This is a genomic window from Brasilonema octagenarum UFV-OR1, assembly GCF_963888615.1.
GTDB lineage: Bacteria > Cyanobacteriota > Cyanobacteriia > Cyanobacteriales > Nostocaceae > Brasilonema > Brasilonema sennae.
Genome location: NZ_CAWPKW010000144.1, coordinates 1 through 25,642 on the forward strand (window position 1 = coordinate 1; position 25,642 = coordinate 25,642).

Below are 25,642 nucleotides of genomic sequence, written 5' to 3' on the forward strand. Positions count from 1 at the left end.
GCTGCGATTTCTAATCGCTTGGGTTAAAAGGGGGTTATAAAAGCGGATTTGGTATGACTTCAACGGTCTGCCGTTAACTAAAAGTGGGACAAACCCTACCTTGTTTGAAGTTACAGCCGCTAAATTATCAACTCCAATATCAATCGCAGCAATCAGATTTTGCTCGAAATTTAGAAGAGTTTCCTGTTTTTCATAAATCACCTCAATCACGTAATAATTTAACTTCGGGACAATCCGCACTTGACACAGTGTACCACTTTCAACGAAGGTTGGAATTTTTACCCCGGTTTTCGAGAGACTGATAAAACCTTTTTTTAAGAGGGTTTTACTTACAGCTTGGGCAGTATAAACAAGAAAATATCGACCTTTTTCTTTCTGTTTGTATTTTGGTAATTTTGGTCTACCTAAAAAGGCTTGACTGTTTTCCAGGTAAGCATTATTTGTTGCGAAAAAACTTAACCAAGCACGATGCAAACTTAATAAAACCTGTTGAGATACTTTTGCTGGTAATGCTCGATAAGGTTCGGACGAATGCAGTTGTTTATCTATTGTATTGTAGTTGAGATATTTCTTTTCATTCAAAAAAGCTTGACGAATGTGATAGTTGGCAAAATTGTAGAGGTTTTTTGCTGCGAAACATAACTGATCAATTTCTTGATAGTGAGGATGGTTAGACTTAATGACGTGGCGCTCGACTAGCTGCATCTTACGAATCTTTTTAGTACGCAAATACTATCATTGACTTCCGCACCGAGTCAATTCACGTATAGAATTGTTTATATATGATCTTATTTGTCTATAATCTGATTTCAGTTTTCCAATACATAGTTTGTAGTCAGCGCTGAAGCGAGTACTACGAACATCTTTAATATAAAAACAAGAAAATGACGCAACCCATTCCACCCATCACCCTACCACCACCTCAAGATCCGATGCTTGAGGGAAAATGGTTACAGCAACGCTTGCATCAGTGGCTGGATGAAGAATTTATCCCGGAAGCAATTAATCAGACAATCGCCGAAAGGGCTGGACAAATTTTTGTACGTCAACGTATGGAAGGAGAAAACGACTTGGGTTCTCTGGTTATTGCCATTGTTACAGAGATGCAGTCGTTTGATTTTTCCAAAAGTTTCTACGGAGAGTTTGCTATTGCTAACGCCGTTAGCGACTTACTCCTAGAAAGTTTGGGGATTGACAAGTGTTGTGGGCAATAATAGGCAATAAATAATTGATGTCTGTTGTCCTTCGTCATTAGTCCTTGGTTCTTTGTCTAAAGCTAATGACTAATGACTAATGAACGGCAGGTGCTACAACGCGCTTAACCCGACGCCAGGTGCTATAACGGGGGGAACCCCCGCAACGCACTGGCTCCGCAACGCACTGCCTCCTAATGACTAAGTAACTACCAACTAGACTTAACAACTCCGGGTAAAAGACCTTCGTGTGCCCATTCGCGCAGAACGTTGCGAGATAGCCCAAAGTCGCGGTAAACTCCTCTGGAACGACCTGTTAACCAGCAACGGTTACGGTGGCGGGTAGGAGCGCTATTGCGGGGTAGCTGTTGAATTTCACGGTGAATTTCGAGCTTATCAACAGGAGATTCTGTTTCTCTGAATTCTTCGAGCAGTGCTTGGCGTTTTTCAGCATATTTAGCCACCAATCTGGCGCGTTTTTTCTCGCGCTCAATCAAACTCTTTTTTGCCATAATGTCAGTGATTCATTTTAAAGACAGCATTTTCCATTCTATATAATCCCGCGTCTAGTGACCAAAGTCTCTTTTAGATAGGTCTTTTGGCTATGTTCCTAAAATTCCTTAATTTTTGCCTTGACAGTGACTTGTGGTACGTTAAAAGCAGAAGGACACAGATCAGCTAATTCACAAGCATCACAAGCAGGCGATCGCGCTTTACAAATCGCACGACCATGATAAACCAGCCGAATAGACCAATTTTCCCAATCTGGTTGAGGCAATAAACTCATTAAATCTCGTTCAATCCGGATGGGGTCTGTGTGTTCAGTTAACCCCAAACGCTCACTCAGACGTTTGACATGAGTATCCACTGTCACCCCAGCATTAATTCCATAAGCATTAGCAAGCACAACATTTGCTGTCTTTCGCGCCACACCTGGAAGGCGCACCATCTGTTCCATCTGCTTGGGGACATGACCGCCAAACTCATTGATAATCATCCGACAAGCAGCTTGAATATTCTTTGCCTTATTGCGATAGAACCCAGTGGAACGTACGCTTGTTTCTAACTCTGTTAAATCAGCATTCGCCAAACTTGCTGCATCTGGAAATTTACTAAACAAGGCTGGTGTGACTAGATTCACCCGTTCATCGGTACACTGAGCTGAGAGAATCGTAGCCACCAGCAACTGTACTGGGGTTGAGTAGTTTAAAGAGCAAGTTGCATCTGGATAAAGACGCTTCAGGCGAACTAGGATTTCTAGCGCCCGTTGCTTCTGAGATGACTTTTTGCGGATACTCATTACTGGAATAATCTTTGCACCCACTCCAATTGGGTAGTTTCTTTAACGATGAGAAAAATTCCTAGTCCTAAAAGTATCACCAAACCAGTTTGCATGACACCTTCTTGAATACGATTCGGTAAGGGTTTACCGCGCAAACCTTCAATCAACAGAAAAGCGAGTTGTCCTCCATCTAAAGCTGGTAAAGGCAAAATGTTGATGAAAGCCAAGTTAATGCTGATCAAAGCACCAAAGAACAACAAATTGCTGATATCATTCTGAGCCCAGGTTGCACCAATCTCGACAATTTTAACTGGACCTGCGACTTGGCTTGCTGTTTCGCCGAAGTTAGTAACTAATTGTCCAAAACCTTGAGATGTCTTGATGAGAATCTGCTGAAATTGTGTAGCGCCAATTTTTAATGCTTCCACGGGGTTTGTGGCGCGACGATGCACGATTTTCTGGTTAGGAGAAAGACGGACACCTATGCTACCTTCTCCGTTCGCATTAGCTTCAGGAGTCAGATTCACAGACAGTTTTTGATCGCCACGGGCGATTGTCAAATTAATTGGCTTGCCTAAATGACTTTTGACGATTTCTGTGAAAGCTTTTAATTCTTGCTCAGAAGTCCCAAAAGTTTTGTTATCAGCAGCTAAAATGACATCTCCAGCCTGAAGACCTGCTTTAGCAGCAACTGAAACTGGTTGTGAAATTAATTCTGGGATGAGAATCCCGTTTTGAGCCGGTTGCGGTATGTTTACACCTACAACACCCACCTGTGTTACAAGCAGGAAGTAGGCAAATATTAAATTTGCTATCACTCCTGCACTAATCACAATCGCCCGATCTAAAACAGGGCGGTTACGTAAAAGATTTGGGTCATTGGGAGGAATATCACTATCTGGATCATCGTCAGGAAAACCGACAAACCCACCCAGAGGAAAAGCACGAACAGCGTATTCCGTTTGTACTCCTTGATACTTCCAAATCACCGGACCAAAGCCCAGAGAAAAGCGATTGACGTAAATCCCTTGGGACCTTGCTGCAATGAAATGTCCAAACTCATGCACCAGGATCAAAACAGCCAAGACTGCGATCGCTGCTAAACCCGCAAGAAATGACATAGATAAACAATGAATGAACTGATTGGGCGATACTTCTTTTCATTTTAAGGTGTGTCCAGAGGACACGACGCTGCAAAGGACGAAAAAACCGCCCATCAAATTGAGGGAAATTGCTATAACTTTTCCGAAAGCACAACTTACGCAGGTGTAGATTTAAATAGTACTATCTATGCTCTGTAAAATCTCTTACTAATGATAGATGTTATTGTTCTAACTAAGTTTCTATCTCCTTTGCTGCCTTACCTACTCAAACTAGGAGATAAAGCAGCAGAGGAAGCAGCAAAAAAACTTGGTGCAGATACGTGGGAAAAAGCGAAAGCGATTTGGGTTAAACTCCATCCTAAAGTGGAAGCTAAACCATCAGCCCAAGAAGCTGTCCAAGATGTAGCGCAAGCGCCTGAGGATGAAGATGCTTTAGCCGCACTGCGTCTGCAGCTTAAGAAGTTATTCAAGGAAGATCCAACGTTAGAAAGCGAAGTCACTCAGCTTCTGGCTGAAGCCGAAGCATCCCAAAGTCGTGGAAACATCAATATTGGTGGAGATGTCAAAGGTGTTTCTGCATACGACATTAGCGGAGGAAGTATCACTCAAGGCGATATTAGTTAGAGATAAGGGAACAGGGAACACTACCATCAAACTATGGGATGTGACTACAGGTAAACAAAAGATCACCCTCAACGGGCATAGCAATTCGGTCTATAGCGTGAGTTTTAGCCGAGATGGCAAGACTTTGGCTTCTGCGAGTTTTGACCAGACGATAAAACTGTGGAATGTGGCTACAGATAAACAGACTACCCTCACTGGGCATAGCGATAAGGTCAAGAGCATAGCTTTCAGCCCAGATGGCAAGACCTTAGCTTCTGCAAGTTTTGACAAAACCATCAAACTGTGGGATGTGGGTACAGGTCAAGAAAAGACCACCCTTATCGGGCATAGCGATGTGGTCTATAGCGTAGCATTCAGCTCAGATGGCAAAACCTTGGCTTCTGCGAGTGCCGATAACACAGTGATTTTGTGGGATTTAAATTCTATTTTATCTAATTTAGATTTTGATAATCTTATGAGACGCGATTGTGATATAATCCGGGGTTACTTGAGAACCAATCCTAATGTTAGCGATCGCGATCGCACTCTCTGCAACGGCATTGGCACTCAGAATTAAAGGATAAACGGCAAGATTGACACTCCCCGAACTATGTAAGTATCGCCACTAGCTTTTGATGTGAAGCTATGACAAATTTGGTACTGATTTTTTAGCTGCTAACTGTTAAAACTAACTTAACTCAGAGTTAATCTTAAATTGTTTCTATTAGTTTTATACTGTGCAAGTGATAACACGTAATTGCGTTTACCAAAGCTCTACAGATGTTATTTGTTAGTCTTACCCACTTTTATATACAGTAAGATTTTAAACAACGTAATCTTTGTAGCTTACTGAAACATTAAATGAGTTGACACTAGGAAGTATTAGTGTAACTACAGGGATCTATACCTCCAGAACCAGGCAAAGTTGGAAACTACCAGTTGACTGCCTCTACCAAAATTCCACTATTCTTCGATGATTGGCGATCGCCTTGTAGCAGCGATAACATCTGCTGCTACTTGGGCGTCTGTTGTCATTGTCTGAGCAAATTCGTGATTGAAATCTGCTGATATGGGAGATTACAACTCCTGTTAGAAGATCCCCCCAACCCACGCCACTTGCTTCAAGTCGGGAAACCCGCCCAACGCAGTGGCTCCCCTTAAAAAGGGGGGCTATCAACCCGTTTACCTATTTATCCCCTTTTTAAGGAAGGCTACGGTGTACACACAAGTTCTTGAATTACCCACTCATTCGCGCAAAACCTCACCCTGCCCTATCGGGCATCCCTCTCCTTACTAAGGAGAGGGAAAGATTTTAGCGCCGATTCAAGCGAGGGTGAGGTTTTGAACGAGATGTGTATACACCGTAGCTTTTTAAGGCGATCGCTCCCGCTTATACACACCAAACAAGGATCACTTATGGCGTCGAACCCAGGTTTATTAATTTCGGAAATATTTACTAACCCGTCTGGAAACGATTCACCTTTCGAGTATGTCGAGTTACTAGCAACTCAGACGATTGATTTTTCAGCAAATCCCTATAGCGTTGTTTTTGCCGACAATGGCACTGCTACTTCCAGTGGCTGGATCGCAGGTGGTAATCTTACTTATGGCTTTGACATTACAAGCGGTGTCGTGAATGCGGGTGATGTTGTTTATGTTGGTGGTTCCTCACTTGCACCGACTGGCACAAAACTACGCACGATCAATACGGGAACAACAAATGGCGATCGCTTTGGTAACGCTAACTCAGGAGGTGTACTGGGTAATGGCGGTAGCAACGCTGATGCTGTTGGAGTGTTTAATGTCGATATCAGCAACATCACAAATTCTACTGTTCCTACCGACGCTATCTTTTTTGGTTCTGCTGGGGGTAATGCAGTTGTCAGTGGCGGTACCGCAGGGTATCAGTTGCCTGTGAACGATCGCTATTCTGGTGGAAAGCTTCAGTCTAACAGCTTCTTAGCACCAGATCCTGGTTCAAACCAGGTCATAGTAGCTAATGGTACATTTAATACGACGACAAATACCTTCACTACAGCACGTAGTTGGAACATCAGTCCGGCAACTAATAACTCCTCTGCCATTACCCTCACCAGTGGTGGTGGTAGTGGTGCAGCACCAACTATTCAGGAAGCAACTGCCTCACCTTTTGTGAATCTTCCAGCAACAATTGCTGGGGCGGTAAGCGGTGTGATCGCAGATCCTACAGATCCAGCAAAAACGTTGGGACTTGATTTCACGATTGCAGACGCCGATACCCCACTCAATAACTTAACAGTCACAGCAGTTAGCAACAATCAAAACGTTGTCATCAATGCTAACTTAACTCTCAGTGGCACCGGTGCAAGTCGCAATCTGAAGATTAATCCGACTGGTGTAGGCTTTGCCGATGTTACAGTCACTGTTAGCGATGGCACTAACACCAATTCTTATTTAGTTAATTACGCAGCTTCGGCAACATCAGTTACCCCTAACACCACCCGTTTTCACACGGGTGCAAGTGATGCCTCGACGGCGATCGCCATTGATTCCAACTACATGCTTGTGGGCGATGATGAAAGTCAAGTGCTTCGGCTGTACGATCGCAATCAATCTGGTTTAGCACTCAATGGCTTCGACTTCACGTCATCTCTGGGACTCACAGATACTAGTGGTAGCGGTGCACTCAGAGAAGTAGACATCGAAGCTGCAACCCGTCTGAATAACACAATATACTGGACAGGTTCCAACAGCAACTCCTCCAGCGGTGACTATAGACCGAACCGCGATCGCCTATTTGCAACGCAGATATCAGGCACAGGTGCAAATACTACCCTCAGCTACCAAGGACGTTACGACTTTCTAGAACAAGACGTGACAGCATGGGATAGGAACAACGGTCACGGATTGGGTGCTAATTACTTGGGACTGACTGCCAGTGCTACGCCTGGGGTGATTCCTGAAAGTATAAACGGTTACAATATTGAAGGTTTGACAATCGCACCTGATAACACCACTGCTTACGTAGCTTTTCGTGCCCCCCTTGAACCTGCAAGTAACCGCAGCGACGCGCTGATTGTTCCAGTCACAAACTTTACATCCTTATTATCTTCCACTGGTGGCGGTACACAAGGATCTGCAACCTTTGGCGCTCCCATTTTACTTGACTTGGGTGGTCGCGGGATTCGCGAGATTCAACGCAATGCGAGTAACCAGTACGTCATTATTGCTGGTTCTACTGGTTCTGCCACAGGAACTGCTCCCAATGATTTCCGCCTGTTCACTTGGACAGGTAACCCAACAGATGCTCCCGAACTGCGTAGTGCAAATTTAACAGGACTAAATACTGGTGGTAGTTTTGAGTCTATTGTTGCAGTTCCCGATAATCTCACAAGCACCAGCCAACTACAGTTGTTGACAGATAACGGTGATACTGTTTTCTACAACAACGGAACAGCCGCTAAAGATTTAGGGCAGAACAATTTCAAAAAGTTCCGTAGTGATATTGTTACCTTGGGCGACACCGTTGGTCAAGTCTTCAACGGCACCTCCGGTCGGGATACCATCATTGGTACAGAAGGAAACGATACCATCATTGGTGGTGTAGGTGGAGATACACTCACTGGCGGCGCTGGTTATGACAAATTTGTCTATACAAATATTCGTGATAGTGGCGATACAATTACTGACTTTAAAGTTGGTACAGACAAGATTGTTTTGACTCAACTGCTTGATAGCTTAGTTTCTGGAGGATACAACGGCACCAACGCCATAGCCGATAACTATGTAAAAGTTGTCCAAGGCAGTAGTACCAACAACTTCAGCTTACAAATTGATGCAGATGGTTCTACAGGCGGAGATATTTTCCGACCTTTTATTACAGTTAATTTGGCATCCACAAGTACGGGTACTTTGAACGATCCAAGAAACTTCCTTTTCTAACAACTCAAACTAATAACGTAAGTTGCTAGTTAGTGATCCTAAACCGTATTGTTAGGATACATAAAGCAGCTTTTTGAGTACTTTAGAATACCATTTTTTTGAATTTAGTACTTAAAATAAGGCGCTTTTTGATAACTAGCAACTTGGGTTAATATCGCAGTCCTAAATGATTCGTGAAATTTCCTCTTCTCTCTTTTCTTGGCGTCCTTGGCGTCTTGGCGGTTCGTTTAATAAAAAAAATAAACCGCAAAGGACGCGAAGAGCACAAAGGTAAGAAAGTTTAAAAGGGTTTTTGCGTAAGTCCCATTATTCACTCTTAAGAGCGAGGTTTTTTCATGCCGCCAATTAACTTGAGTAGTGTTTACTCTCAAAACTTTGATTCGTTAGCCAACTCAGGTAGTAATACATGGACTGATGACTCCACTATTTCTGGCTGGTACTCTAACAGAATAGCTTACACAGCAGGCACTGGATCAAGCAATACAGGGTCACTCTATAGTTTTGGTAATGCTGCCAGTACAGAACGTGCTTTGGGATCGGTGGCGTCTGGCAGCACAGATACGATTTACTATGGAGTTCGTCTTCTCAATAACACCAGTAACACAATTAACGCACTCAATATTAACTACACGGGTGAGGAGTGGAGAAATGGCGGCAATACAACTCCACAAAGACTAGATTTTCAATATCAAATTGGCGCAACCAATATCACTTCGGGTAGCTGGACTGACTTTAATACACTAGACTTTACCAGCCCCATTGCCACAGCAACTGCGGGTGCATTAGATGGTAACGCAGCGGGCGGTCGCACTGTTTTGTCTTCTACTTTAAGTGGTTTTACCCTTGCCCCAAATCAAGAAATCTGGCTGCGCTGGCAAGACTTAAACGATACTGGAAATGATCACGGCTTGGGAATTGATGACTTCTCTGTCTCTGCAACCAATGCCCCTCCTCCTCCACCACCCACATCTTCTACTCGCATCCATGACATTCAAGGTGCAGCACATATCTCACCTTTAAACGGTCAAACGGTTAGTAACGTTCCTGGTATAGTCACAACTGTACGTTCCAACGGCTTTTACTACCAAGACCCCAACCCAGATACAAATGATGCCACCTCAGAAGGGATCTTTGTCTTCACCAACTCTGCACCAACAGTCGCTGTCGGAAACTCTGTGTTGGTTAGTGGTACAGTAACCGAGTTTCGCCCTGGTGGTTCTACTGGCGCAAACAACCTCACTATCACCGAAATTACCAACCCGACGATTACCACAGTCTCAACTGGTAATCCTTTGCCTAGTCCTATTGTTCTAGGTAATGGCGGCAGGACAATTCCAAACATGGTGATTGAAAACGATGCTAGCAACGTAGAAACGAGTGGAACTTTCGACCCAGCCCAAGATGGCATCGACTTTTACGAAAGCTTGGAAGGGATGCTGGTACAGGTTAACAATCCTGTAACAGTTAGCCCTACCAACAGTTTTGGTGAAATCTGGGTACTGGCGGATAATGGTGTGAATGCCACAGGACGCACTGCGCGTGGCGGTAGCATCATCAGTCAAAATGATTTTAATCCAGAACGGATTCAGATTGATGACACCCTGGTCAACCTGCCTACTGTTAACGTTGGTGCTCAACTGAGCACAATTACAGGTGTTTTAGACTACAGCTTCAATAACTTTGAAGTATTGCCAACCACCGCACCAACTGTCATTTCCAACAACCTCACAAGAGAAGTCACTGGTTTAACTTCTGTCGATCCCAACAAACTCACAGTTGCCACCTTCAACGTCGAAAACCTCGATCCTGGTGATGGTGCGGCTAAGTTCAACGGTCTGGCTAGTGCAATTGTCAATAACCTGAAGACTCCAGACATCATTAGTGTAGAAGAAATTCAGGACAACAACGGACCAACGAATGATAGTGTGGTAGATGCTAGCACAACCTACCAGACTTTAATCAATGCGATCGCATCTGCTGGCGGTCCCACTTACCAATATCGCCAGATTAATCCAGTAGACGACACCAATGGTGGTGAACCGGGTGGTAATATCCGGGTGGGTTTCCTGTTCAATCCCAACCGCGTCGCTTTTATAGATCGTCCTGGTGGGACTTCTACCTCCAGCACTACAGTCAGCAACGTCAATGGTGTTCCTGTACTCTCTGATAGTCCCGGTCTCATTGACCCCACCAACTCCGCCTTCAACAGCAGTCGTAAGCCTTTAGTTGGGGAATTTGCCTTCAACGGTCAAAGTGTATATGTTATTGCTAACCACTTCAACTCTAAAGGTGGCGACCAACCCCTGTTTGGACCAAATCAACCCCCAACCCTCTCTAGCGAGACACAGCGCAACCAGCAAGCGACAATAGTGAAAAACTTTGTTCAGAACATTCTGGCTGCTGACTCCAACGCCAATGTGGTTGTAGCGGGTGACTTGAACGATTACCAGTTCTCTAACCCACTCAATATCCTAAAAAGTGCTGGACTCACAGATCTCGTTGAAAACCTGCCTGAAAACGAACGTTACACCTACAACTTTGAAGGTAACGCCCAAGTTTTGGATCACATTCTGGCTAGTAGCAATTTGAACAATAACTCAGAGTTCGATGTTGTTCACATTAACTCAGAGTTTACAGATCAAGTGAGTGACCATGACCCAAGTGTAGCTCGCTTTAATTTGCCAGCTATAAAGGATACATCAACAACAGGTCGTGGCACATTGACTGGAGGTTCTGGAAATGATGTCCTGATCGGTGGTTCGGGTGCAGACTCCCTCACTGGTGGTGCTGGCAACGACAAATTTGTATACACAAGTATACGCGACCAAGGTGACACTATTAATGATTTTGAGGTGGGCAAAGACAAGATTGTCTTCACCCAACTACTAAGTAGTTTGATTTCAGGAGGCTACGGTGGTACTGACGCTATTGCCGATAACTATGTCAAAGTTGTCCAAGGCACTAGTTCCAATAACTTCAGCGTACAAATTGATGCAGATGGTTCTACAGGCGCAGACATCTTCCGACCATTTATCACGGTTAATCTTCTGGGTACGGGTAACCTCAACAGTTCTAGTAACTTCGTGTTTTAAAAGCTTAAGGTTGCAATTACCATTTTTGTGCTGGCATCTACCAACAAAGTTCATCAACTAAATTAACGGAGTTTTCAATGTCAGCTAAAACTTTTTGGAAAACTGTAGCTTTGGGCTTATTCAGCTTAAGTAGTATCACGATTGCAAAACCATCTTTTGCTGCCAGTGTTGACCTAAGGAGTTTCAATAGAGGAGGTGATGTTGGTAATGTAACTCCAACTCAAGCTACAATCACTAACGCTTACGCAGATGGCGGTGATGATGGCGGTACGAACTATAATGTCTCGGGAAATCAGCCACTTTTTCCGTACCAGTTAGAAACTTTTTTGGGTCTAAGTCCGGGATCTCTTGGTCTTGATATTGCTGAGGGGTCTGCTATCAGTATTTTGAGAAACTTCCAAGCTGGAGATGTTTTTAGTTTTAACTCAAACTTTCAAACCTTTGATGATCCAGGTATTGACCGTGCCTTTGTGTCGATTGTTAACTCAACAACGGGTTCAGTCATCACCCCTCTAACGCTTGGTAATTCTACTTTCAACTATACCTTCTCAACTGCGGGCAACTACACCATCGGCATTGGCGTTGTCGATGGTCCTTTTAATGGGCTACCTGATGCTACTTTCTCATCACGATTGATTGTCAGTAATGCAAACGTAGCGCCAGTTCCCGAACCTCTCACAATCTTGGGTTCTCTGACAGCACTGGGATTGGGTGCGAATATGCGCCGAAGATTTGGTAAGGCTCGGTAAGTTTTGATACTGCTTGAAATGTGTGATACAAATGATTGGTCTTAAATTCTTTCCCCCTGAGAGACTATCGTGTACACACATCTGGCTTTTCACCTCACGTTCGCTTTTCGCTTCCCTAAAATTTTTCCCTCTCCTTTATAAGGAGAGCCAGTGCGTTGCGGTGAATCCAGCGCTGCTCTCCGCTCAGACAACTCTTGGCACGGCGCTGGCTCGACTTCGCAGTTTTTGGGGGGAAGCACAGGAACATAACGTGCCGCCCGTAGCACCTGGCGTGAGGGATGCCCAACAGGGCAGGGTGAGGTTTTCCCACAATTTTGGGTAATTCGATAACTTGTGTGTACACCGTAGCCCTGAGAGGGGGAAGGTGCTGTATATTTGCATCAACCCTGAAGTGAAACGGTACCCCCGCCAAGCAGTAAGCTTTGCGCGTCAGTGTCACCGCAATACGCTTGGTGATAAGCATTTTTCACTTTGCGAATTGGGTTTGGGCAAAAGGTTACTGGGTTTGGGTTAAAGGTTTTTTCTTCCCCTTTTCCTTTTCCCTTTAACCGAACCGTATTGAGTGTCACCCCATCTGTTAGCTCAAATATCGCATCATGGGATCGACACAAATTTTCATATGCAGCACGAACTTTATGCTTTGAGTCGTGCGAATGGTTCCATAACGGTAATCAGAGTTGTTAGCACTTGTGTAATTTTCAGTTGCTGGGAGTCTGTCGTCAAATACAGGCTCCTTTTCTTTTTTTCTACCTGTAAATTTGTCCTCGCTTTCAGTATATTTAGTTATATAGCAGGGAACGCTTAACGCTTAACGCTTAACAGACTTTCAAGTCTCTTGGTGAGCGTGTTTTATCATTACTTCGTGTCTTAATCTACCTGACGACTGCTATATCAAGTTCGCTTAATTGCTTGTAAATCCCACACAACGCACCCCGGTTTTGTCTTGGGCACTACAAAAGAAAAATAAATTTATACATTTGGGATGCCCCCTGCAAAGCTCTGTATTTGTAAAACCGATATGATCCCAGCATTTTTAGGAAAAAAACCTCTAGACAGATAAATATTTTGTATGTCATTGTGTATTCATAAACCATATTCAAACTTATTTTTGGCAATTGAAATAACTTTCAATTGATATAAATAATATTTATCAGAATCATAAAAAAAATGAAATTTCAGATAAAGACAACTAGATGGCACCTAGTTATTATGGTGTTTGTTGGTCTGTTATTGGGGCTGCTTATTGGAAAAAGCGAGTTTTGGCAGGAGAAGACAACATCACATCCACAAAGCACTATTTCTAGTGACTATTCTAATTTTCAACCTCATGTTAAAGCACTAACAGCAAATCAAAACACAGATCTCTCTAGTAAAAACTCAAAATCACCCAGCCAAGTCAAAACGCCAGCGTTGATTCCGGAAACGACTTTGTCTGGTCAAAATTCAACATCTCAACCTCAACAAAAAATCAACCAAAACAGCCAACCCGTACCTCAAACGAAAACGCCAAGTCCAAAGACGCCTTTGTCTGGTCAAAATTCAACGTCTCAACCTCAACACAAGAGCAGCCAAAAGAGCCAATTGCAGAAGGCTCGTATTTCCACAGTCAAAACTACCGCAGCTTTTAGGGCTTACAAACCTAGATATGAGATTGCTTGGGCAAACTCAACTAACTATGGAGAGCGCTTCGCAACAGACGTTAATGGTCAACCAGTCAACAATTCACCAATCATAGTACTTCATGAAACCGCTGCACCTGCCTCCAGTGTAATTAATTTTTTTCAAACTCCTCACGATGATAGTAATATTCAAGCAAGCTACCACGCCATGATTAACCTAGATGGGACAGTTGTTTACATAGTCCCACCAGAAAAGCGAGCCTTTGGTGCGGCTCATTCGGTGTTTGATGGGGCGCTTGGTGCAGAAACTGTTCAGACAAATTCTCAGCTCTTTCCATCTGTGAATAATTTCGCTTATCACGTCAGTTTAGAAACACCACCATCTGGCGTCATGAACAACGAACCTACTCACACCGGCTATACAGAGGCTCAATACCAATCTCTGGCTTGGCTTCTGGCTCAAAGTAATGTTCCAGATGAGAGGATTACGACCCATCGAAGTGTGGATCGTTCCGGTCAAAGAATTGATCCCAGAAGTTTTGATTTCAATAAGTTTTTTAAGATACTTCATTCTTTCCGTAAGATAGTTTATATTAATTGATAATCTATATCAATATATTGCTGACATAGAAACATAGTTGAGGTAGGGAACGCTTAACACGAAACAGAGAATACCGAAGAAGGAATAAAAGTGTAGCGAGTTTTTTAAGCGTACAGCGCAGGCACTCTCACAAAAATTAAATAGAAGTTTTATCTTTAAAATACTTAATATACCGAAAAAGTGTATTTCAAGCAACATTTTACCCAGTATCAAGTCATAATTAATGACTCTGAATATGATTTTTCTAAATAATTATGATGCATGAGAGTTTAAGGCCCTGAATGTGCAATCAAAAATAAAATGGTCACGAGGGAACTAACCCCCTGACCATGTATCAACCAAGTTTTACAACACACAACCACACACAATTTAGTGGGGTCTTTTATTATGTTAAACAATCTTATGATTTTGGTCTAGATTTTTACTGGTGATATCTCCTGTCTACAATTTTCTATGTTTAAAAATATTTTTATAAATAAGCGTAAAGTCTGAAATTAAGCATTATTATTAAGTGGAACCATCAGTGCCAATTCTTATAGAACAGCTATTCAGGGGACAAAGATTCACCAGGAATACTAATTTTGACACTGATATTTGCCCGGAGTTACTTAGATGAGTAGGTCAAGATTGAAAAACGCGCTCATAAAATCTAGGATTTACGCACTTTACAAATCAACTATTGTGTGTATAACGATTAGCGTGTCTAGTTTTGTGCAGTTTTACAATAGTCAGATGAGCGCAAAAATTTCCCATTTCTATCTCAAAAGTGCATAAGTTGATTTTGCTTGCATTTAATAAAAGAAGAACGGAAAGCAAATCGTCTGATGCGTATAATCAGATTTTTGTAAAGTCTGCCGGATAAAACTTTCCCGGGCGAGCTTTATGTCAATGCGTAAGTCCTAAAGTCTTGGCGATCGCCCATGAAGGCTCCTATGGCTACGCCACGCCTGAGCGCAGAGCGCACGCGGCTTGGGCGAACGGCGAACGGAGCATCGGATGATTGCGGGGGCTTTGCCCCATCGCTTTGTTTGACCCTCCTGTTTGGAATAATGACTCTACAGCTTGTTGTATACAGTAAGAGATACTGTTTACTATTACTTATCTGAAAAAGGAGAATATCTTAAAAGATGGCTCAAAAAAAGAAAAAATCTGTTGCGTCTCAATTAGAGCATCAACTTCACACTAGATGCCCCATTTGTTGTATTATTCCACCTCATATGCTGGAACACGTTGCAGTCAATGGTAACGAAGAGCAGCGTAAGTGGGCATTTCGCACATTAAATGTTTCGGCACAATTTCGTGGACGGCGGAACGTAGTAGGTGCTGTGAATTTTGGGGTTTCCCCAGGTCAGAAGCGTCGTACTATCTATGATGCTAAAAATACTGAACAACTTCCTGGCGTACTCGTCCGTTCAGAAGGCGATCCCCCAAGCCAAGATCCAGCAGTCAACGAAGCCTACGATGCAGCCGGTGCAACTTATGACTTGTTCAAAGAGATTTTTGAGCGCAATTCTGTTGATGACAAAGGACTGCGTTTAGATTCTACCGTCCATTACAACGTTAAATATGACAATGCCTTTTGGAATGGCGACCAAATGGTTTACGGTGATGGTGACGGAGAAATGTTTCAGAGCTTCACCAAATGTATAGATGTTATTGGGCATGAGTTAACTCATGGGGTTACTCAGCATGAAGCTGGTCTCATCTATTTTGGAGAATCTGGAGCACTCAATGAGTCATTTTCTGATGTATTTGGCTCTCTGGTGAAACAGCGAGTCAAAAATCAGGCCGCAGATCAGGCAGACTGGATAATTGGGGAAGGTCTATTGACACTGAAGACAAAAGGTGTAGGCATTCGTTCAATGAAAGCACCTGGAACAGCGTATGATGATCCAGTAATGGGCAAAGACCCCCAACCAGCGCATATGAAAAACAAATACACTGGTACAGATGATAATGGGGGAGTACATATCAACTCAAGTATTCCTAATCTCGCCTTTTATTTAGCGGCTATGGAAATTGGCGGCTATGCTTGGGAAAAAGCTGGGAAAATCTGGTACATTAGTTTACGCGATCGCCTCAAATCCAAAGCCAATTTTAAACAGGCTGCTAATATCACTATCAAAGTTGCTGAAGAACTTTACGGTCAAGGAAGTAAAGAACAAAAAGCAGTGAAGAATGGTTGGCAAAAGGTAGGAGTTCTCTAGAGAACTATTCAACAGACAAAACAATTTGGAGTCATCCGCAGATTGCAACGCATCCACTCGCAACGGGCTACACAGAAACGTACCCACCAAATTAGTAAACACACAGGTGTGTTGTCTGTAAGTGGGCTATAGCCTCAAAAACTTCTGACTTTTGACTTCTTGTTATTGTTGTTTTTCTTGATAAACTGGGAAATATATTGTTATCTTCCCAGTTTTTATTCATTCTTGCAAGATGTAGCAAGACGGAGAACAACAAAATGCGGATATCATTTGAACGCACGGGTGGTTTTGCAGGGATAAGTAGAAAAAAAACTGTAGATACGGCAAGCATTCCGGCAAATGAAGCTGATCAATTACCTTCATTAATACAAGCCGCAGATTTCTTTAATTTACCTGAAAAGATCACAGCTTCTACGACACAACCTGACCGCTTTCAGTACAAACTCACGGTAGAAGATGAAAACAGAGAACACACAATCACTGTGAGTGAAACTGCGCTACCAGGAACGTTAAGACCTTTGATTGAATGGCTGCAACAAAAGTAGAAGAAAGAAACAATATTTTTGTTTTTCATTCTGTAGACAGATGAAAAAATAGACTCATTACAAAACTCATTTTAATATTACGTTTCACTTTGTTCAACTGCTACGTTGTCGAACTCAATATAGAGGTGCTTGAGTCCCCGCATGAGTATGTTCGGCAAGTACTGGTAATCATCTTGTGCCAAGCGGATGTTCTTAATCCGTAGCAGCAACCGTTCATAGGCGATCTGCATTTCCTTGCGAGCAAGCATAGCGCCCAAACAATAATGAATGCCATAACCAAAAGATAGGTGGTTGCTGGCATTATGGCGACGTACGTCGAAACGCTCATCGTCTGGAAATTTTATGGGATCGCGGTTAGCAGCATCGAAGCGGATCATGACCAAAGACCCAGCTTTTAGATCAACGTCTCCTAGTTTTGTATCTTGTGTTACAACTCGCCACATTCCCGCTGTCGGAGTTTCCATCCGTAGAACTTCTTCAACAAAGTTCTCTACCAGGGAAAGATCTGTTTGTAGCAACTTCATCTGCTGGGGATTCTTTGTCAGCAACAACATTCCACCCGCGATCGCACTGGTGACTGTCTCATTGCCTGCCACTAGTATTTGCTGAATTATACTCAGCAGTTCAGCAGTGTCGAGCGATCGCTCTTGAGCCACCTTTGCCTGTACCAAGTCAGTGATCAAATCATCTTGAGGCTGTTTTCGGCGTGATTCTATGACATCATAAAAATAATGCTGGAAAGCAACCGCATCTTTAGCACACTCGATCTCCTGCTCTCTAGAAAGCATATGGCTTAGGCGCGCAATAAAAGAATCAGACCATTGCTTGAACTTCGGCAGATCTGCCTGCGGCACACCTAACTGCTGAGCAATAACTTTGAGCGGTAAGGGTACGGCAAACTCACTGACGAATTCACACTTACTCTTATGGATGAAACTGTCAATGAGTTCATCAACAGTCTGCTGAATCAAGTTATGCATTTTGTTGACACGCGATGAGGTGAATGCCTTATTCACCAGTGATCGGAATCGCTCGTGTTCTGGCGGATCTGCCGTGAGCAAGGTGTTCATCTGAGGCCAGCCTTGAGCAAAGATTTTCTGCAACTCATCATCTTGTTCTTCTTTCCCAGCCAGTAAAGTAGAGAAATTACTAGAGAATACTCTTGTATTTTTAAGAATTTCTATCACCAAGTCATAGCGCGTAACGAGGAAGAGCTTAGCGTCAGTATTGGGACTAGGTAGCTCCATAATTGGTGCTTGCTCCTGTGCTAGCTTGTAGAATTCATAAGGGCACACAAGCAGTTCAGGGTCAAAGAAGTTGTAGTCCGACAGATGCTTCATGCTTCTATGGTGGTCAGTGATGGTTTGCTTTGAGTCACTGTGCACTCAACATCATCTTAACAAGTTAGCTTCATCCAAGAGCACTGCGCACCAAAATCACAGTGCAATGACTCTTACGAGAAATCGTCTCTGGTATATTTCCTTTGATTGCCTGTTGCAAAAGCTTTTCACGGCTAGCCCCTAAAACAATAACATCACTTTGGTCTTTTTCGGCACACTCAATCACAGCTTCACACACAGAATCGGCGCGAATTGGAGTTGCCATGACATGAGCACCGACTTTACGCTTGAGAAAGCGGACAGACGTTTCTAATGGCTTTGTATCAGGAGTAGAGCCATTGGGCTGAAAAACTTGACAGACCTTAATTTCCGGCGTTGAACTTAAAGAAGCAAGCGCAGGTAAAAGTTGAAGGGCTTGACGGGAGTTAGGACCTCCTGCTACTGACAATAACCAACGGTTAAAAGCTATTGTGCCATTCAACTTAACTAAAACAAGATCACAAGTAGCCTGACGAATGACAGTATCTACCACTCGGCTAAAAACTCGTCCTGGTGTAGAAGTCTTGCCTTTCCAACCCATCAAAACTAAGTCAATGTGTCGTTCTGTGACAGTTTCTAAAATTGCTCTGGCGATATTATCAGCAACTCGTATCTGTGTATGAACGGGAATCTGCTTTTCTTGCCCAAGTTGCAGCGCTTGATTCAAAAGATGATGACTATCAGTGGTTTGCACTGGTGTTTGAGCCGGGTTGCAACCGCGCGGCACGAGAATCACTTGCAGGCATTCTAATTCATAATTACGCTCTTTAGCTATTGCCAGCGCCATCTCAAGCAGAGTTTGTGCGGTGCCCGGATGCGAAAGCGGTACTAATAATCGTCCTTTGCCTGTTTCTGGAGAACGGGTTTGGTAAACGACGTACGAAGGTTTCGCTTTCGATGCCACCTTAGAGGTTTTGCCACTCAATTGTTCTGCTTCTACACGAATGATATCGCTACGTGTAATAATTCCAACTAGTTTGCTGACTTCTGTTACTGGTAGACAGTTGAGGTTATGACGGTTGAGTAGATGTAGAACATAAGCCAACGTATCTTGTGGACTCACTGTTACAGGTTCGGGTGTCATGACTTCGCTGATTGGTGTATTCCCACCTGATGGAAGTGAGGCAATATTTGCGACATCTTTCTGAGTTAGCATACCAACAACTTTGCGACCATCAACAACAGGAAAGTTGCGATGCTGTGAATGAGAAAAAGCCTGCAGTGCTTCGTCAACGCTCATCTGGCTAGATAATGTTTCCACACGATGCTGCATCACGTCTACTGCATTGAGCCGCGATAACAATCCCTCTTTTTTTGGCTCTTGTTCTATGTGAATACCACTAAGCTCTAACAAATGATCGTAAAGCGAACCAGCCGCCACCTTTTCCGCCACCAAATAAGCAATAACCGCACCAATCATCAGCGGTAATACCAAATTAAAATCTGTCGTCATTTCAAAGACGATAATAATGCTGGTGATTGGGACTCTAGCTACAGCACTCAAAAACGTCCCCATCCCGGCTAAAGCATAGGTTGTGGGAGAAGTGATTCCCAACAAACTATGTTCTGCAATTCCCACTAAATAACCAAGAGCAGCTCCCAAAAGCATTGGGGGAACTAATAACCCTCCTGGTGCCCCCGAACCGTATGCTATTAATATCAGGACAAACTGAGAAACGAAAGCAATAATAGTCACACCAGCGCTGAGATCACCCGCAGTCAAAGTTTCCCGTAATCCTGCTGTATCCCGAAAAGGCGCTGGCAAAAGAGCGACTACTATACCGCAAATTAACCCAGCTAATCCCACTCGCAGAGGTAATCCAAAGCGTAACCAACGGTTGTTAAATTTTATAGAAGCGATAATTCCTCGATTAAACAGTCCACCCAGCAACCCTGCTAATACTCCTAAAGCCAGGTAGAAAGGAATTTCTGGAAGTGAAAAATTGGTTTGTAGTGCAGTTAACTCTAAAACTAAGCTATGTCCTCCGAGCCATCGGGAAATCACCGCACCAATGAAAGAAGCGAGTATTGCTGTACCTAGAGTAAAGCCAGAGACATCTTGAAGCAGTTCTTCGACAACAAACAGAAAACCGGAGATAGGGGCATCGAAAGCTGCAGCTAAACCAGCTCCTGCACCTGCTGCAATAATTTGGCGACGGTAATCAGGGGAACTTGGAAATAAGCGATTGACTTGATTGGCGATCGCAGCTCCCACCTGTAGCGTTGGACCTTCCCGACCTAAAGGCAAACCCGAAGCTAATGCTATCATTGCGCTAAATAGCTTAACTATTGCTACTCGCAAATTCAGCGACACTGGCACCTTGGCAAGTACTGCCTTAACTTGTGAAATCCCACTACCAGAAGCCTCAGGAGCCATTCGTTCCACCAACCAACCAGACAGCAATCCGCCGCCTAAGCCAATTGCTGGTAGTACTAACCAAGCTGGTAGTACATGAGTCATATGGACTCGCCAGCCACCTAATAACCCACGCCTTGCTTTAACAAAACTGCTGCTAACGCTGACACTAAACCAATCAGACAAGCTTGAAAAATAGCAAAGCGTTTAGGTTGCAAAAGTTGCCGATAAAGCCTGAGCCAAAGAATTTTTCCCCTGATTAGCATCTTGTTGGCAATCTCTTCTTAATATATGAATTATAGAGAAGTTATGGTTTTAAATTTACAGGGAACACTTCGACTACGCTCAGTGCCAGTCAGCACAAGCCGCTCAGTGCAGGGAACAGGGAACAGGGAAGATAGCTGCTATATGATCCTGTTTTGTTTATTGATAAATTATTTGTGGGGTTAATAAGGCAACATATCAAACATCTACAACATCCGGGCTATATTTGCGTGAAATATAAAGAAATGTCAAAAATTTTCTGCAACAATGGAAATCATGCTGTAAAGCCGCATTGTCGGATTTAAAAATACTATATTGGAGTTTATGGGTAGGCAACGAGTTCTTTCCGGAGTTCAACCAACAGGCAATTTACATTTAGGCAACTACTTGGGTGCAATTCGCAACTGGGTAGAAATCCAAAGCCAGTATGACAATTTTCTCTTTATAGCTGATTTACACGCGATTACTGTGCCCCACGAACCAGCAACGCTGGCAGCTAATACCTATACTCTAGCTACTTTATATCTGGCTTGCGGACTTGATCTCAATCATTCTACTATCTTTGTGCAATCTCATGTTTCTGCCCACAGTGAACTGACTTGGTTGTTTAACTGCATCACGCCCCTGAATTGGCTGCAAGACATGATCCAGTTCAAGGAAAAAGCAGTTAAACAAGGAGAAAATGTGAATGTTGGCTTGTTGGATTACCCAGTGCTGATGGCATCTGATATTTTGCTTTATAAACCAGATAAAGTGCCCGTCGGTGAAGATCAAAAGCAACATTTGGAACTGACACGAGATATCGTCAACAGGTTTAATCACCAATTTGCTAAACCAAATCAGCCAGTGCTGAAGTTACCAGAACCTTTGATTCGTAAAGAAGGTGCAAGGGTGATGAGTTTAACGGATGGTACTAAGAAAATGTCGAAGTCCGATCCGTCTGAGTTGAGTCGGATCAACTTGCTAGATTCACCTGATGAGATTACAAAAAAGATTAAGCGCTGCAAAACTGATCCGGTACGCGGTTTGGAGTTTGACAACCCAGAACGTCCTGAAAGTAACAACTTATTAACTCTGTATATGCTGCTTTCTGGAAAAACGAAGGAAGAGGTAGCGGCTGAGTGTCAGGATATGGGCTGGGGGCAATTTAAACCTTTGTTAACGGATACGACGATTGAAGCCCTCAAACCCATCCAAGAAAAATATCAGGCGGTGATGAACGACAAAGGTTATCTGGAGTCTGTGTTGCGGGATGGAAAGCAAAAAGCAGAGGCGATCGCCAACCAAACTCTCAATCAAGTCAAAGCTGCGATGGGTTACTCTATACCCCTATAAGGTTTTCTCATCAGGTTGTCTTGTGTTATAGCTGTACCATTAGACAGAAATGGTCGTTTTTTATGCTGGATACGATAACTCCAACAGCTTTAACTTCTTTTCGTACAGCTGCGAAAACAGGTAAATTCCTGATTACCGCCGAGGTAACACCACCGAAAGGCGGTAATCCAGAACACATGATACAAATGGCGGCGACTCTTAAGGGGAGGGTTCATGCCGTCAATATTACTGATGGTAGCCGCGCAGTATTACGGATGTGTTCACTCGTGGCGTCGGCAATTTTGTTACAAAATGGCATAGAGCCGATTTGTCAAATTGCTTGTCGCGATCGCAACCGTATTGGCTTACAAGCCGACCTTATGGGCGCTCATGCTCTAGGTATTTATAACATCCTAGCTTTGACTGGCGATCCTGTGAAAGCAGGCGACCATCCCGACGCTAAAGGCGTGTTCGACTTGGAAGGAGTGCGGTTGCTGCAACTGATTCACAAACTCAATCAAGGCATTGACTGTAACGAAAAACCTCTGACTGATGGTGCGCTAGACTTATTTCCAGGTGCAGCCGTCGATCCGCAATGTGCAAGTTGGTCTGGTTTACAAAGTCGGTTTGAGCGCAAATTAGCGGCGGGGGCGCAGTTTTTTCAAAGTCAATTGATTACAGACTTTGAACGGCTAGAAAAGTTTATGGACAAAATAGCTGCAGGCTGTGATAAACCAATTTTGGCAGGAATTTTTCTGTTGAAATCAGCGAAAAACGCTCAGTTTATCAATCGGTGTGTACCGGGGGTGAATATTCCTGACCACATTATTGATAGATTGGCGCAAGCAAAAGATCCGCTTGAGGAAGGGATGAAAATTGCTGCGGAACAAGTCCAAATAGCACGTCAATTGTGTCAGGGTGTACACATGATGGCGGTGAAGCGTGAAGATTTGATTGTGCCAATTTTGGATATGGCTGGCGTTGGGGTAGTTACTAAGTAGTCTATCGCGTTAGTTTTGATTGGTTTGTGTACCATCAAAACCCTGTACGAACGCTCGGATGCAACGTCTCTACAACCCACCACTCAAAACCTCACCCTCGCTTTTAGCTGCGCTAAAATCTTTCCCTCTCCTTACTAAGGAGAGGGATGCCCGATAGGGCAGGGTGAGGTTGCGTTCGCGTAGCGTCTGGTAGAGAGGGAGTTTTGAGTCATTTGATTTAGGGTTGGGGAGGGGTTTTTTCCATGTGTTGCATTCTTTTTTCAAATTGGTATAACTGCCTTTACCCATCTCCATAAAGGGCGATAAGCCGGAGGCTTGACGCTTTGCGTATCGCGAATGCGCACCGTAAGGCATTCTCCTGGTGCAAGCTATAATCTCAACAACCTGCTCAAATCATTGAGAGTCAAGTATGGCTCAAGTTTTAGTAGAAGACGTAGATCGCTACGCCACAGCATATCCCGTATACTGCCTGAGTTCAGGCTCTCGAAATCCTAAGACAATGTGGTTCTCGGGGATTCCAGCTTCTGTCAAATCTTTGGCAATACCGTGTTGAGTACCATCCCGCTGAATCCAGAGTTTGTTGTTGATAATGTCGATGTGAATAATACAACCGTGAACTCGGCGTTCTCCATCCCATCCCACATTCACCAACAAATATCGGTCGTTCTTGCGATCAAAGACGACTTCGGTTTGAATCTCACCGTAAGCGTAAGGAACAGCAGCATATTCAGAGAGAATTTTTTCAGTAATCTGCCGATAGCTGTCTAGGGTATCCATTTGAGAATTACCTCCATGCTAGGGTCAAACACAATCAGCTTGACACGACCTTTGCTTAATAACAGTTTACCAATTGGTTCTTCAAACAGGTCTATGTAAACTCCATTGCGGATAGCAAGGTATAAAACTCGTTCTGGTTCTTTTTCTGAAAGAATATCATTGTAGAGAATATACTGCCCCAGCGCCTTTTCTAAATCATCGATATCAGAGCGACCAACAAAACTTTTAATTACGACTGCTATTTTAGACTTTTCTTTCTCAGCAGCGATGAGTTGTTCTGCTCCCAAGTCAACATATAAATCTTTTTTACCCATCTCAAGTTTTAGAGGATCGTGGGTTATTGTCCATCCATCTTTGAGCAGAGCATTTTTAACAGTGTTATGATAAATATCGCGTGAAGGCATAATGTTTCATCGGTGAACAATGAACAGTGAGAACTGAGAACTGATAACTGTTAAATGTGTACTTGATAGACAAAATATAGCAATCCTATTTGATAGGTGAAAATTGTTGAAGTCCAGAAACCCGGTTTCTGGGAGAAACCGGGTTTCTAATTTTAAAAAAATGATTTAGGACTGCTATATAACCACAATTCTGATTAGCAGGAATTGCTGACATCATTTTTTTAGGATAAGCTAACTTGAGATTCTCCATCAATTCAATAAAGCTATTCTGTTTATATCTTGCAAACCTAGGATTACAAAGTTTGGGACAGGTACAATATATTCAGATGACCTACTCTTGTAAAGGCAGCACAGTAATTAACTCAGAAAATCTCGCAAAATCTCCAGTGTTATGAGTTAACAGCTGAGGAATACCGTAAACTAGCATTGTGGCGACAATATTCGCATCATGTACCTGCTTGCCACCAATGGTAATTTCTTCCATCAACGTCAACAACCTTTCAGTCACATGCAAGTTATCTTCAGCTAACCGAAAGCGGTTGGAGAAATACCGCACGTCTTCCACTAGGGAAGAAACAGGAATTTCTCCAGTTAAGTCACCTTTCCTTGTCATAGCTGCTAAATATTCCCTGAGAGTTTGGCGACTGATCCATAGTTCAATTCCCTGTTCTTCTATAGCTTGAAGTCGTTCCGTAGCTTGTAAGTGAAACGGTGACAAAGCTAAATTGGCATAAACCAAAATATTCATGTCGATGAAGACAGGGTTATCAGTCGTTTGCATATAAATCTTCTCGGCGGAAAGTAACGCTTTGCGAGACTAATCCTACAGGATAGGCAGAAAATTTTAGAGGCGGACGTTTTTCCTTAATTATCTGCTTCTCTACCAAAGGTTTTTCATCAATCACCACCACCAATTCATGCTCACCTGGTGGAATATCTGGTGGTAACTGTACTGTGATTTTCCCATCTTCTGTAACTGTAGCAATTGTCGTAATCGCTTTCATCTCATTTCTCCTAAAATATGACGTTAGCGTCCCCAATCATCATACATATCCTCACGTCTTAAAGAAAGATTTTCAGGTCAAGAACCATAATTGTGTACTGGGAAGTTTAAAGGCGGACGCTTTTCCTTTATCTCTGGTTTTTTGGGTAAAACCTGTTCATCAATCACTACCACCACTTGATGCTCACCTACTGGAATATCTGGTCGTAACTGTATTGTCATGTCATTT

The 25,642-nt window shown here is 43.2% G+C and carries 21 protein-coding genes and 1 pseudogene; 11 read left to right on the forward strand and 11 right to left on the reverse strand.

The features are described from left to right. A partial coding sequence (locus AC5590_RS09705) for an RNA-guided endonuclease InsQ/TnpB family protein (protein ID WP_169263733.1) occupies nucleotides 1-705 on the reverse strand: 705 nt, incomplete at its 3' end. A gap of 179 nt (nucleotides 706-884) precedes the next feature. Between AC5590_RS09705 and AC5590_RS09710 the strand changes: the two genes are divergently transcribed. After that, entirely contained in the window at nucleotides 885-1,214 is a 330-nt protein-coding gene (locus AC5590_RS09710) for a DUF8822 family protein (protein WP_169263734.1), read from the forward strand. A 188-nt stretch (nucleotides 1,215-1,402) separates the two neighbouring features. Here the strand turns inward: AC5590_RS09710 and rpsN are convergent, their stop codons facing one another. The 3 genes from rpsN to rseP all read right to left on the reverse strand — a co-directional run bounded on the left by rpsN (nucleotide 1,403) and on the right by rseP (nucleotide 3,596). After that, nucleotides 1,403-1,705 (reverse strand): 30S ribosomal protein S14, encoded by a 303-nt coding sequence (gene rpsN / locus AC5590_RS09715; RefSeq protein WP_169263735.1) that lies wholly within the window; start codon nucleotides 1,703-1,705, stop codon nucleotides 1,403-1,405. A 98-nt stretch (nucleotides 1,706-1,803) separates the two neighbouring features. Continuing rightward, on the reverse strand, nucleotides 1,804-2,493 hold the full coding sequence (gene nth, locus AC5590_RS09720; protein WP_211178316.1) for an endonuclease III: 690 nt from the start codon (nucleotides 2,491-2,493) through the stop codon (nucleotides 1,804-1,806). Further along, nucleotides 2,493-3,596 (reverse strand): RIP metalloprotease RseP, encoded by a 1,104-nt coding sequence (gene rseP, locus AC5590_RS09725; RefSeq protein WP_169263737.1) that lies wholly within the window; start codon nucleotides 3,594-3,596, stop codon nucleotides 2,493-2,495. The genes nth and rseP overlap by 1 nt, the downstream gene beginning before the upstream one ends. 192 nt (nucleotides 3,597-3,788) lie before the next feature. Between rseP and AC5590_RS09730 the strand changes: the two genes are divergently transcribed. From AC5590_RS09730 to AC5590_RS09765, 8 genes are all read left to right on the forward strand, one after another. Next, nucleotides 3,789-4,202: a hypothetical protein gene (locus AC5590_RS09730; protein WP_169263738.1), complete on the forward strand. Its 414-nt coding sequence runs from the start codon at nucleotides 3,789-3,791 to the stop codon at nucleotides 4,200-4,202. Next, nucleotides 4,138-4,758 carry a WD40 repeat domain-containing protein gene (locus AC5590_RS09735; protein WP_169263739.1) on the forward strand — a complete coding sequence of 207 codons (621 nt, stop codon included), beginning with the start codon at nucleotides 4,138-4,140 and terminating at the stop codon, nucleotides 4,756-4,758. The genes AC5590_RS09730 and AC5590_RS09735 overlap by 65 nt, the downstream gene beginning before the upstream one ends. Before the next feature lie 839 nt (nucleotides 4,759-5,597). Further along, entirely contained in the window at nucleotides 5,598-8,102 is a 2,505-nt protein-coding gene (locus AC5590_RS09740) for a type I secretion C-terminal target domain-containing protein (protein ID WP_169263740.1), read from the forward strand. 335 nt (nucleotides 8,103-8,437) lie between these two features. Further along, the gene (locus AC5590_RS09745; RefSeq protein WP_169263741.1) at nucleotides 8,438-11,194 is read left to right on the forward strand and encodes a DUF8508 domain-containing protein; all 2,757 of its coding nucleotides are present in this window, start codon (nucleotides 8,438-8,440) and stop codon (nucleotides 11,192-11,194) included. Nucleotides 11,195-11,271: 77 nt separating this feature from the next. After that, nucleotides 11,272-11,943 carry a PEP-CTERM sorting domain-containing protein gene (locus AC5590_RS09750; protein ID WP_169263742.1) on the forward strand — a complete coding sequence of 224 codons (672 nt, stop codon included), beginning with the start codon at nucleotides 11,272-11,274 and terminating at the stop codon, nucleotides 11,941-11,943. Nucleotides 11,944-13,110: 1,167 nt separating this feature from the next. Then, entirely contained in the window at nucleotides 13,111-14,163 is a 1,053-nt protein-coding gene (locus AC5590_RS09755) for an N-acetylmuramoyl-L-alanine amidase (RefSeq protein WP_248277162.1), read from the forward strand. 1,127 nt (nucleotides 14,164-15,290) lie between these two features. Further along, nucleotides 15,291-16,370 carry a M4 family metallopeptidase gene (locus AC5590_RS09760; RefSeq protein WP_169263743.1) on the forward strand — a complete coding sequence of 360 codons (1,080 nt, stop codon included), beginning with the start codon at nucleotides 15,291-15,293 and terminating at the stop codon, nucleotides 16,368-16,370. A 257-nt stretch (nucleotides 16,371-16,627) separates the two neighbouring features. Further along, nucleotides 16,628-16,915 carry a protealysin inhibitor emfourin gene (locus AC5590_RS09765; RefSeq protein ID WP_169263744.1) on the forward strand — a complete coding sequence of 96 codons (288 nt, stop codon included), beginning with the start codon at nucleotides 16,628-16,630 and terminating at the stop codon, nucleotides 16,913-16,915. Between the two features lie 77 nt (nucleotides 16,916-16,992). On the opposite strand, the gene AC5590_RS09770 is transcribed toward AC5590_RS09765, so the two are convergent. Together AC5590_RS09770 and AC5590_RS09775 are read right to left on the reverse strand one after the other, a co-directional pair. After that, the gene (locus AC5590_RS09770; RefSeq protein WP_169263745.1) at nucleotides 16,993-18,255 is read right to left on the reverse strand and encodes a cytochrome P450; all 1,263 of its coding nucleotides are present in this window, start codon (nucleotides 18,253-18,255) and stop codon (nucleotides 16,993-16,995) included. Nucleotides 18,256-18,325: 70 nt separating this feature from the next. Then, nucleotides 18,326-20,916, reverse strand: a pseudogene (locus tag AC5590_RS09775) (chloride channel protein). A 322-nt stretch (nucleotides 20,917-21,238) separates the two neighbouring features. On the opposite strand from AC5590_RS09775, the gene trpS reads away from it, so the two are divergent. Further along, nucleotides 21,239-22,249, forward strand: a complete 1,011-nt coding sequence (gene trpS / locus AC5590_RS09780; protein WP_169263746.1) for a tryptophan--tRNA ligase — start codon at nucleotides 21,239-21,241, stop codon at nucleotides 22,247-22,249. Between the two features lie 62 nt (nucleotides 22,250-22,311). Then, the gene (locus AC5590_RS09785) at nucleotides 22,312-23,229 is read left to right on the forward strand and encodes a methylenetetrahydrofolate reductase (RefSeq protein WP_169263747.1); all 918 of its coding nucleotides are present in this window, start codon (nucleotides 22,312-22,314) and stop codon (nucleotides 23,227-23,229) included. Nucleotides 23,230-23,670: 441 nt separating this feature from the next. On the opposite strand, the gene AC5590_RS09790 is transcribed toward AC5590_RS09785, so the two are convergent. The 5 genes from AC5590_RS09790 to AC5590_RS09810 all read right to left on the reverse strand — a co-directional run bounded on the left by AC5590_RS09790 (nucleotide 23,671) and on the right by AC5590_RS09810 (nucleotide 25,635). Further along, entirely contained in the window at nucleotides 23,671-24,006 is a 336-nt protein-coding gene (locus AC5590_RS09790) for a XisI protein (protein WP_169263749.1), read from the reverse strand. Beyond that, nucleotides 23,994-24,410 (reverse strand): element excision factor XisH family protein, encoded by a 417-nt coding sequence (locus tag AC5590_RS09795; RefSeq protein WP_169263750.1) that lies wholly within the window; start codon nucleotides 24,408-24,410, stop codon nucleotides 23,994-23,996. The genes AC5590_RS09790 and AC5590_RS09795 overlap by 13 nt, the downstream gene beginning before the upstream one ends. 331 nt (nucleotides 24,411-24,741) lie before the next feature. Continuing rightward, nucleotides 24,742-25,191: a type II toxin-antitoxin system VapC family toxin gene (locus AC5590_RS09800; protein WP_169263751.1), complete on the reverse strand. Its 450-nt coding sequence runs from the start codon at nucleotides 25,189-25,191 to the stop codon at nucleotides 24,742-24,744. Then, a complete protein-coding gene (locus tag AC5590_RS09805) occupies nucleotides 25,178-25,414 on the reverse strand; it encodes a hypothetical protein (protein WP_169263752.1) in 237 nt (78 codons plus the stop codon). The genes AC5590_RS09800 and AC5590_RS09805 overlap by 14 nt, the downstream gene beginning before the upstream one ends. A 77-nt stretch (nucleotides 25,415-25,491) precedes the next feature. Beyond that, nucleotides 25,492-25,635: a hypothetical protein gene (locus tag AC5590_RS09810; protein WP_211178317.1), complete on the reverse strand. Its 144-nt coding sequence runs from the start codon at nucleotides 25,633-25,635 to the stop codon at nucleotides 25,492-25,494. Between the last annotated feature and the right edge of the window lie 7 nt (nucleotides 25,636-25,642).

What these genes read in the sequence shown, in the direction of transcription:
- AC5590_RS09710 (WP_169263734.1), top strand. Translation starts at nt 885, where the DNA reads ATGACGCAACCCATTCCACCCATCACCCTACCACCACCTCAAGATCCG.
- rpsN (WP_169263735.1), bottom strand. Translation starts at nt 1,705, where the DNA reads ATGGCAAAAAAGAGTTTGATTGAGCGCGAGAAAAAACGCGCCAGATTG.
- nth (WP_211178316.1), bottom strand. Translation starts at nt 2,493, where the DNA reads ATGAGTATCCGCAAAAAGTCATCTCAGAAGCAACGGGCGCTAGAAATC.
- rseP (WP_169263737.1), bottom strand. Translation starts at nt 3,596, where the DNA reads ATGTCATTTCTTGCGGGTTTAGCAGCGATCGCAGTCTTGGCTGTTTTG.
- AC5590_RS09730 (WP_169263738.1), top strand. Translation starts at nt 3,789, where the DNA reads ATGATAGATGTTATTGTTCTAACTAAGTTTCTATCTCCTTTGCTGCCT.
- AC5590_RS09735 (WP_169263739.1), top strand. Translation starts at nt 4,138, where the DNA reads ATGTCAAAGGTGTTTCTGCATACGACATTAGCGGAGGAAGTATCACTC.
- AC5590_RS09740 (WP_169263740.1), top strand. Translation starts at nt 5,598, where the DNA reads ATGGCGTCGAACCCAGGTTTATTAATTTCGGAAATATTTACTAACCCG.
- AC5590_RS09745 (WP_169263741.1), top strand. Translation starts at nt 8,438, where the DNA reads ATGCCGCCAATTAACTTGAGTAGTGTTTACTCTCAAAACTTTGATTCG.
- AC5590_RS09750 (WP_169263742.1), top strand. Translation starts at nt 11,272, where the DNA reads ATGTCAGCTAAAACTTTTTGGAAAACTGTAGCTTTGGGCTTATTCAGC.
- AC5590_RS09755 (WP_248277162.1), top strand. Translation starts at nt 13,111, where the DNA reads ATGAAATTTCAGATAAAGACAACTAGATGGCACCTAGTTATTATGGTG.
- AC5590_RS09760 (WP_169263743.1), top strand. Translation starts at nt 15,291, where the DNA reads ATGGCTCAAAAAAAGAAAAAATCTGTTGCGTCTCAATTAGAGCATCAA.
- AC5590_RS09765 (WP_169263744.1), top strand. Translation starts at nt 16,628, where the DNA reads ATGCGGATATCATTTGAACGCACGGGTGGTTTTGCAGGGATAAGTAGA.
- AC5590_RS09770 (WP_169263745.1), bottom strand. Translation starts at nt 18,255, where the DNA reads ATGAAGCATCTGTCGGACTACAACTTCTTTGACCCTGAACTGCTTGTG.
- trpS (WP_169263746.1), top strand. Translation starts at nt 21,239, where the DNA reads ATGGGTAGGCAACGAGTTCTTTCCGGAGTTCAACCAACAGGCAATTTA.
- AC5590_RS09785 (WP_169263747.1), top strand. Translation starts at nt 22,312, where the DNA reads ATGCTGGATACGATAACTCCAACAGCTTTAACTTCTTTTCGTACAGCT.
- AC5590_RS09790 (WP_169263749.1), bottom strand. Translation starts at nt 24,006, where the DNA reads ATGGATACCCTAGACAGCTATCGGCAGATTACTGAAAAAATTCTCTCT.
- AC5590_RS09795 (WP_169263750.1), bottom strand. Translation starts at nt 24,410, where the DNA reads ATGCCTTCACGCGATATTTATCATAACACTGTTAAAAATGCTCTGCTC.
- AC5590_RS09800 (WP_169263751.1), bottom strand. Translation starts at nt 25,191, where the DNA reads ATGCAAACGACTGATAACCCTGTCTTCATCGACATGAATATTTTGGTT.
- AC5590_RS09805 (WP_169263752.1), bottom strand. Translation starts at nt 25,414, where the DNA reads ATGAAAGCGATTACGACAATTGCTACAGTTACAGAAGATGGGAAAATC.
- AC5590_RS09810 (WP_211178317.1), bottom strand. Translation starts at nt 25,635, where the DNA reads ATGACAATACAGTTACGACCAGATATTCCAGTAGGTGAGCATCAAGTG.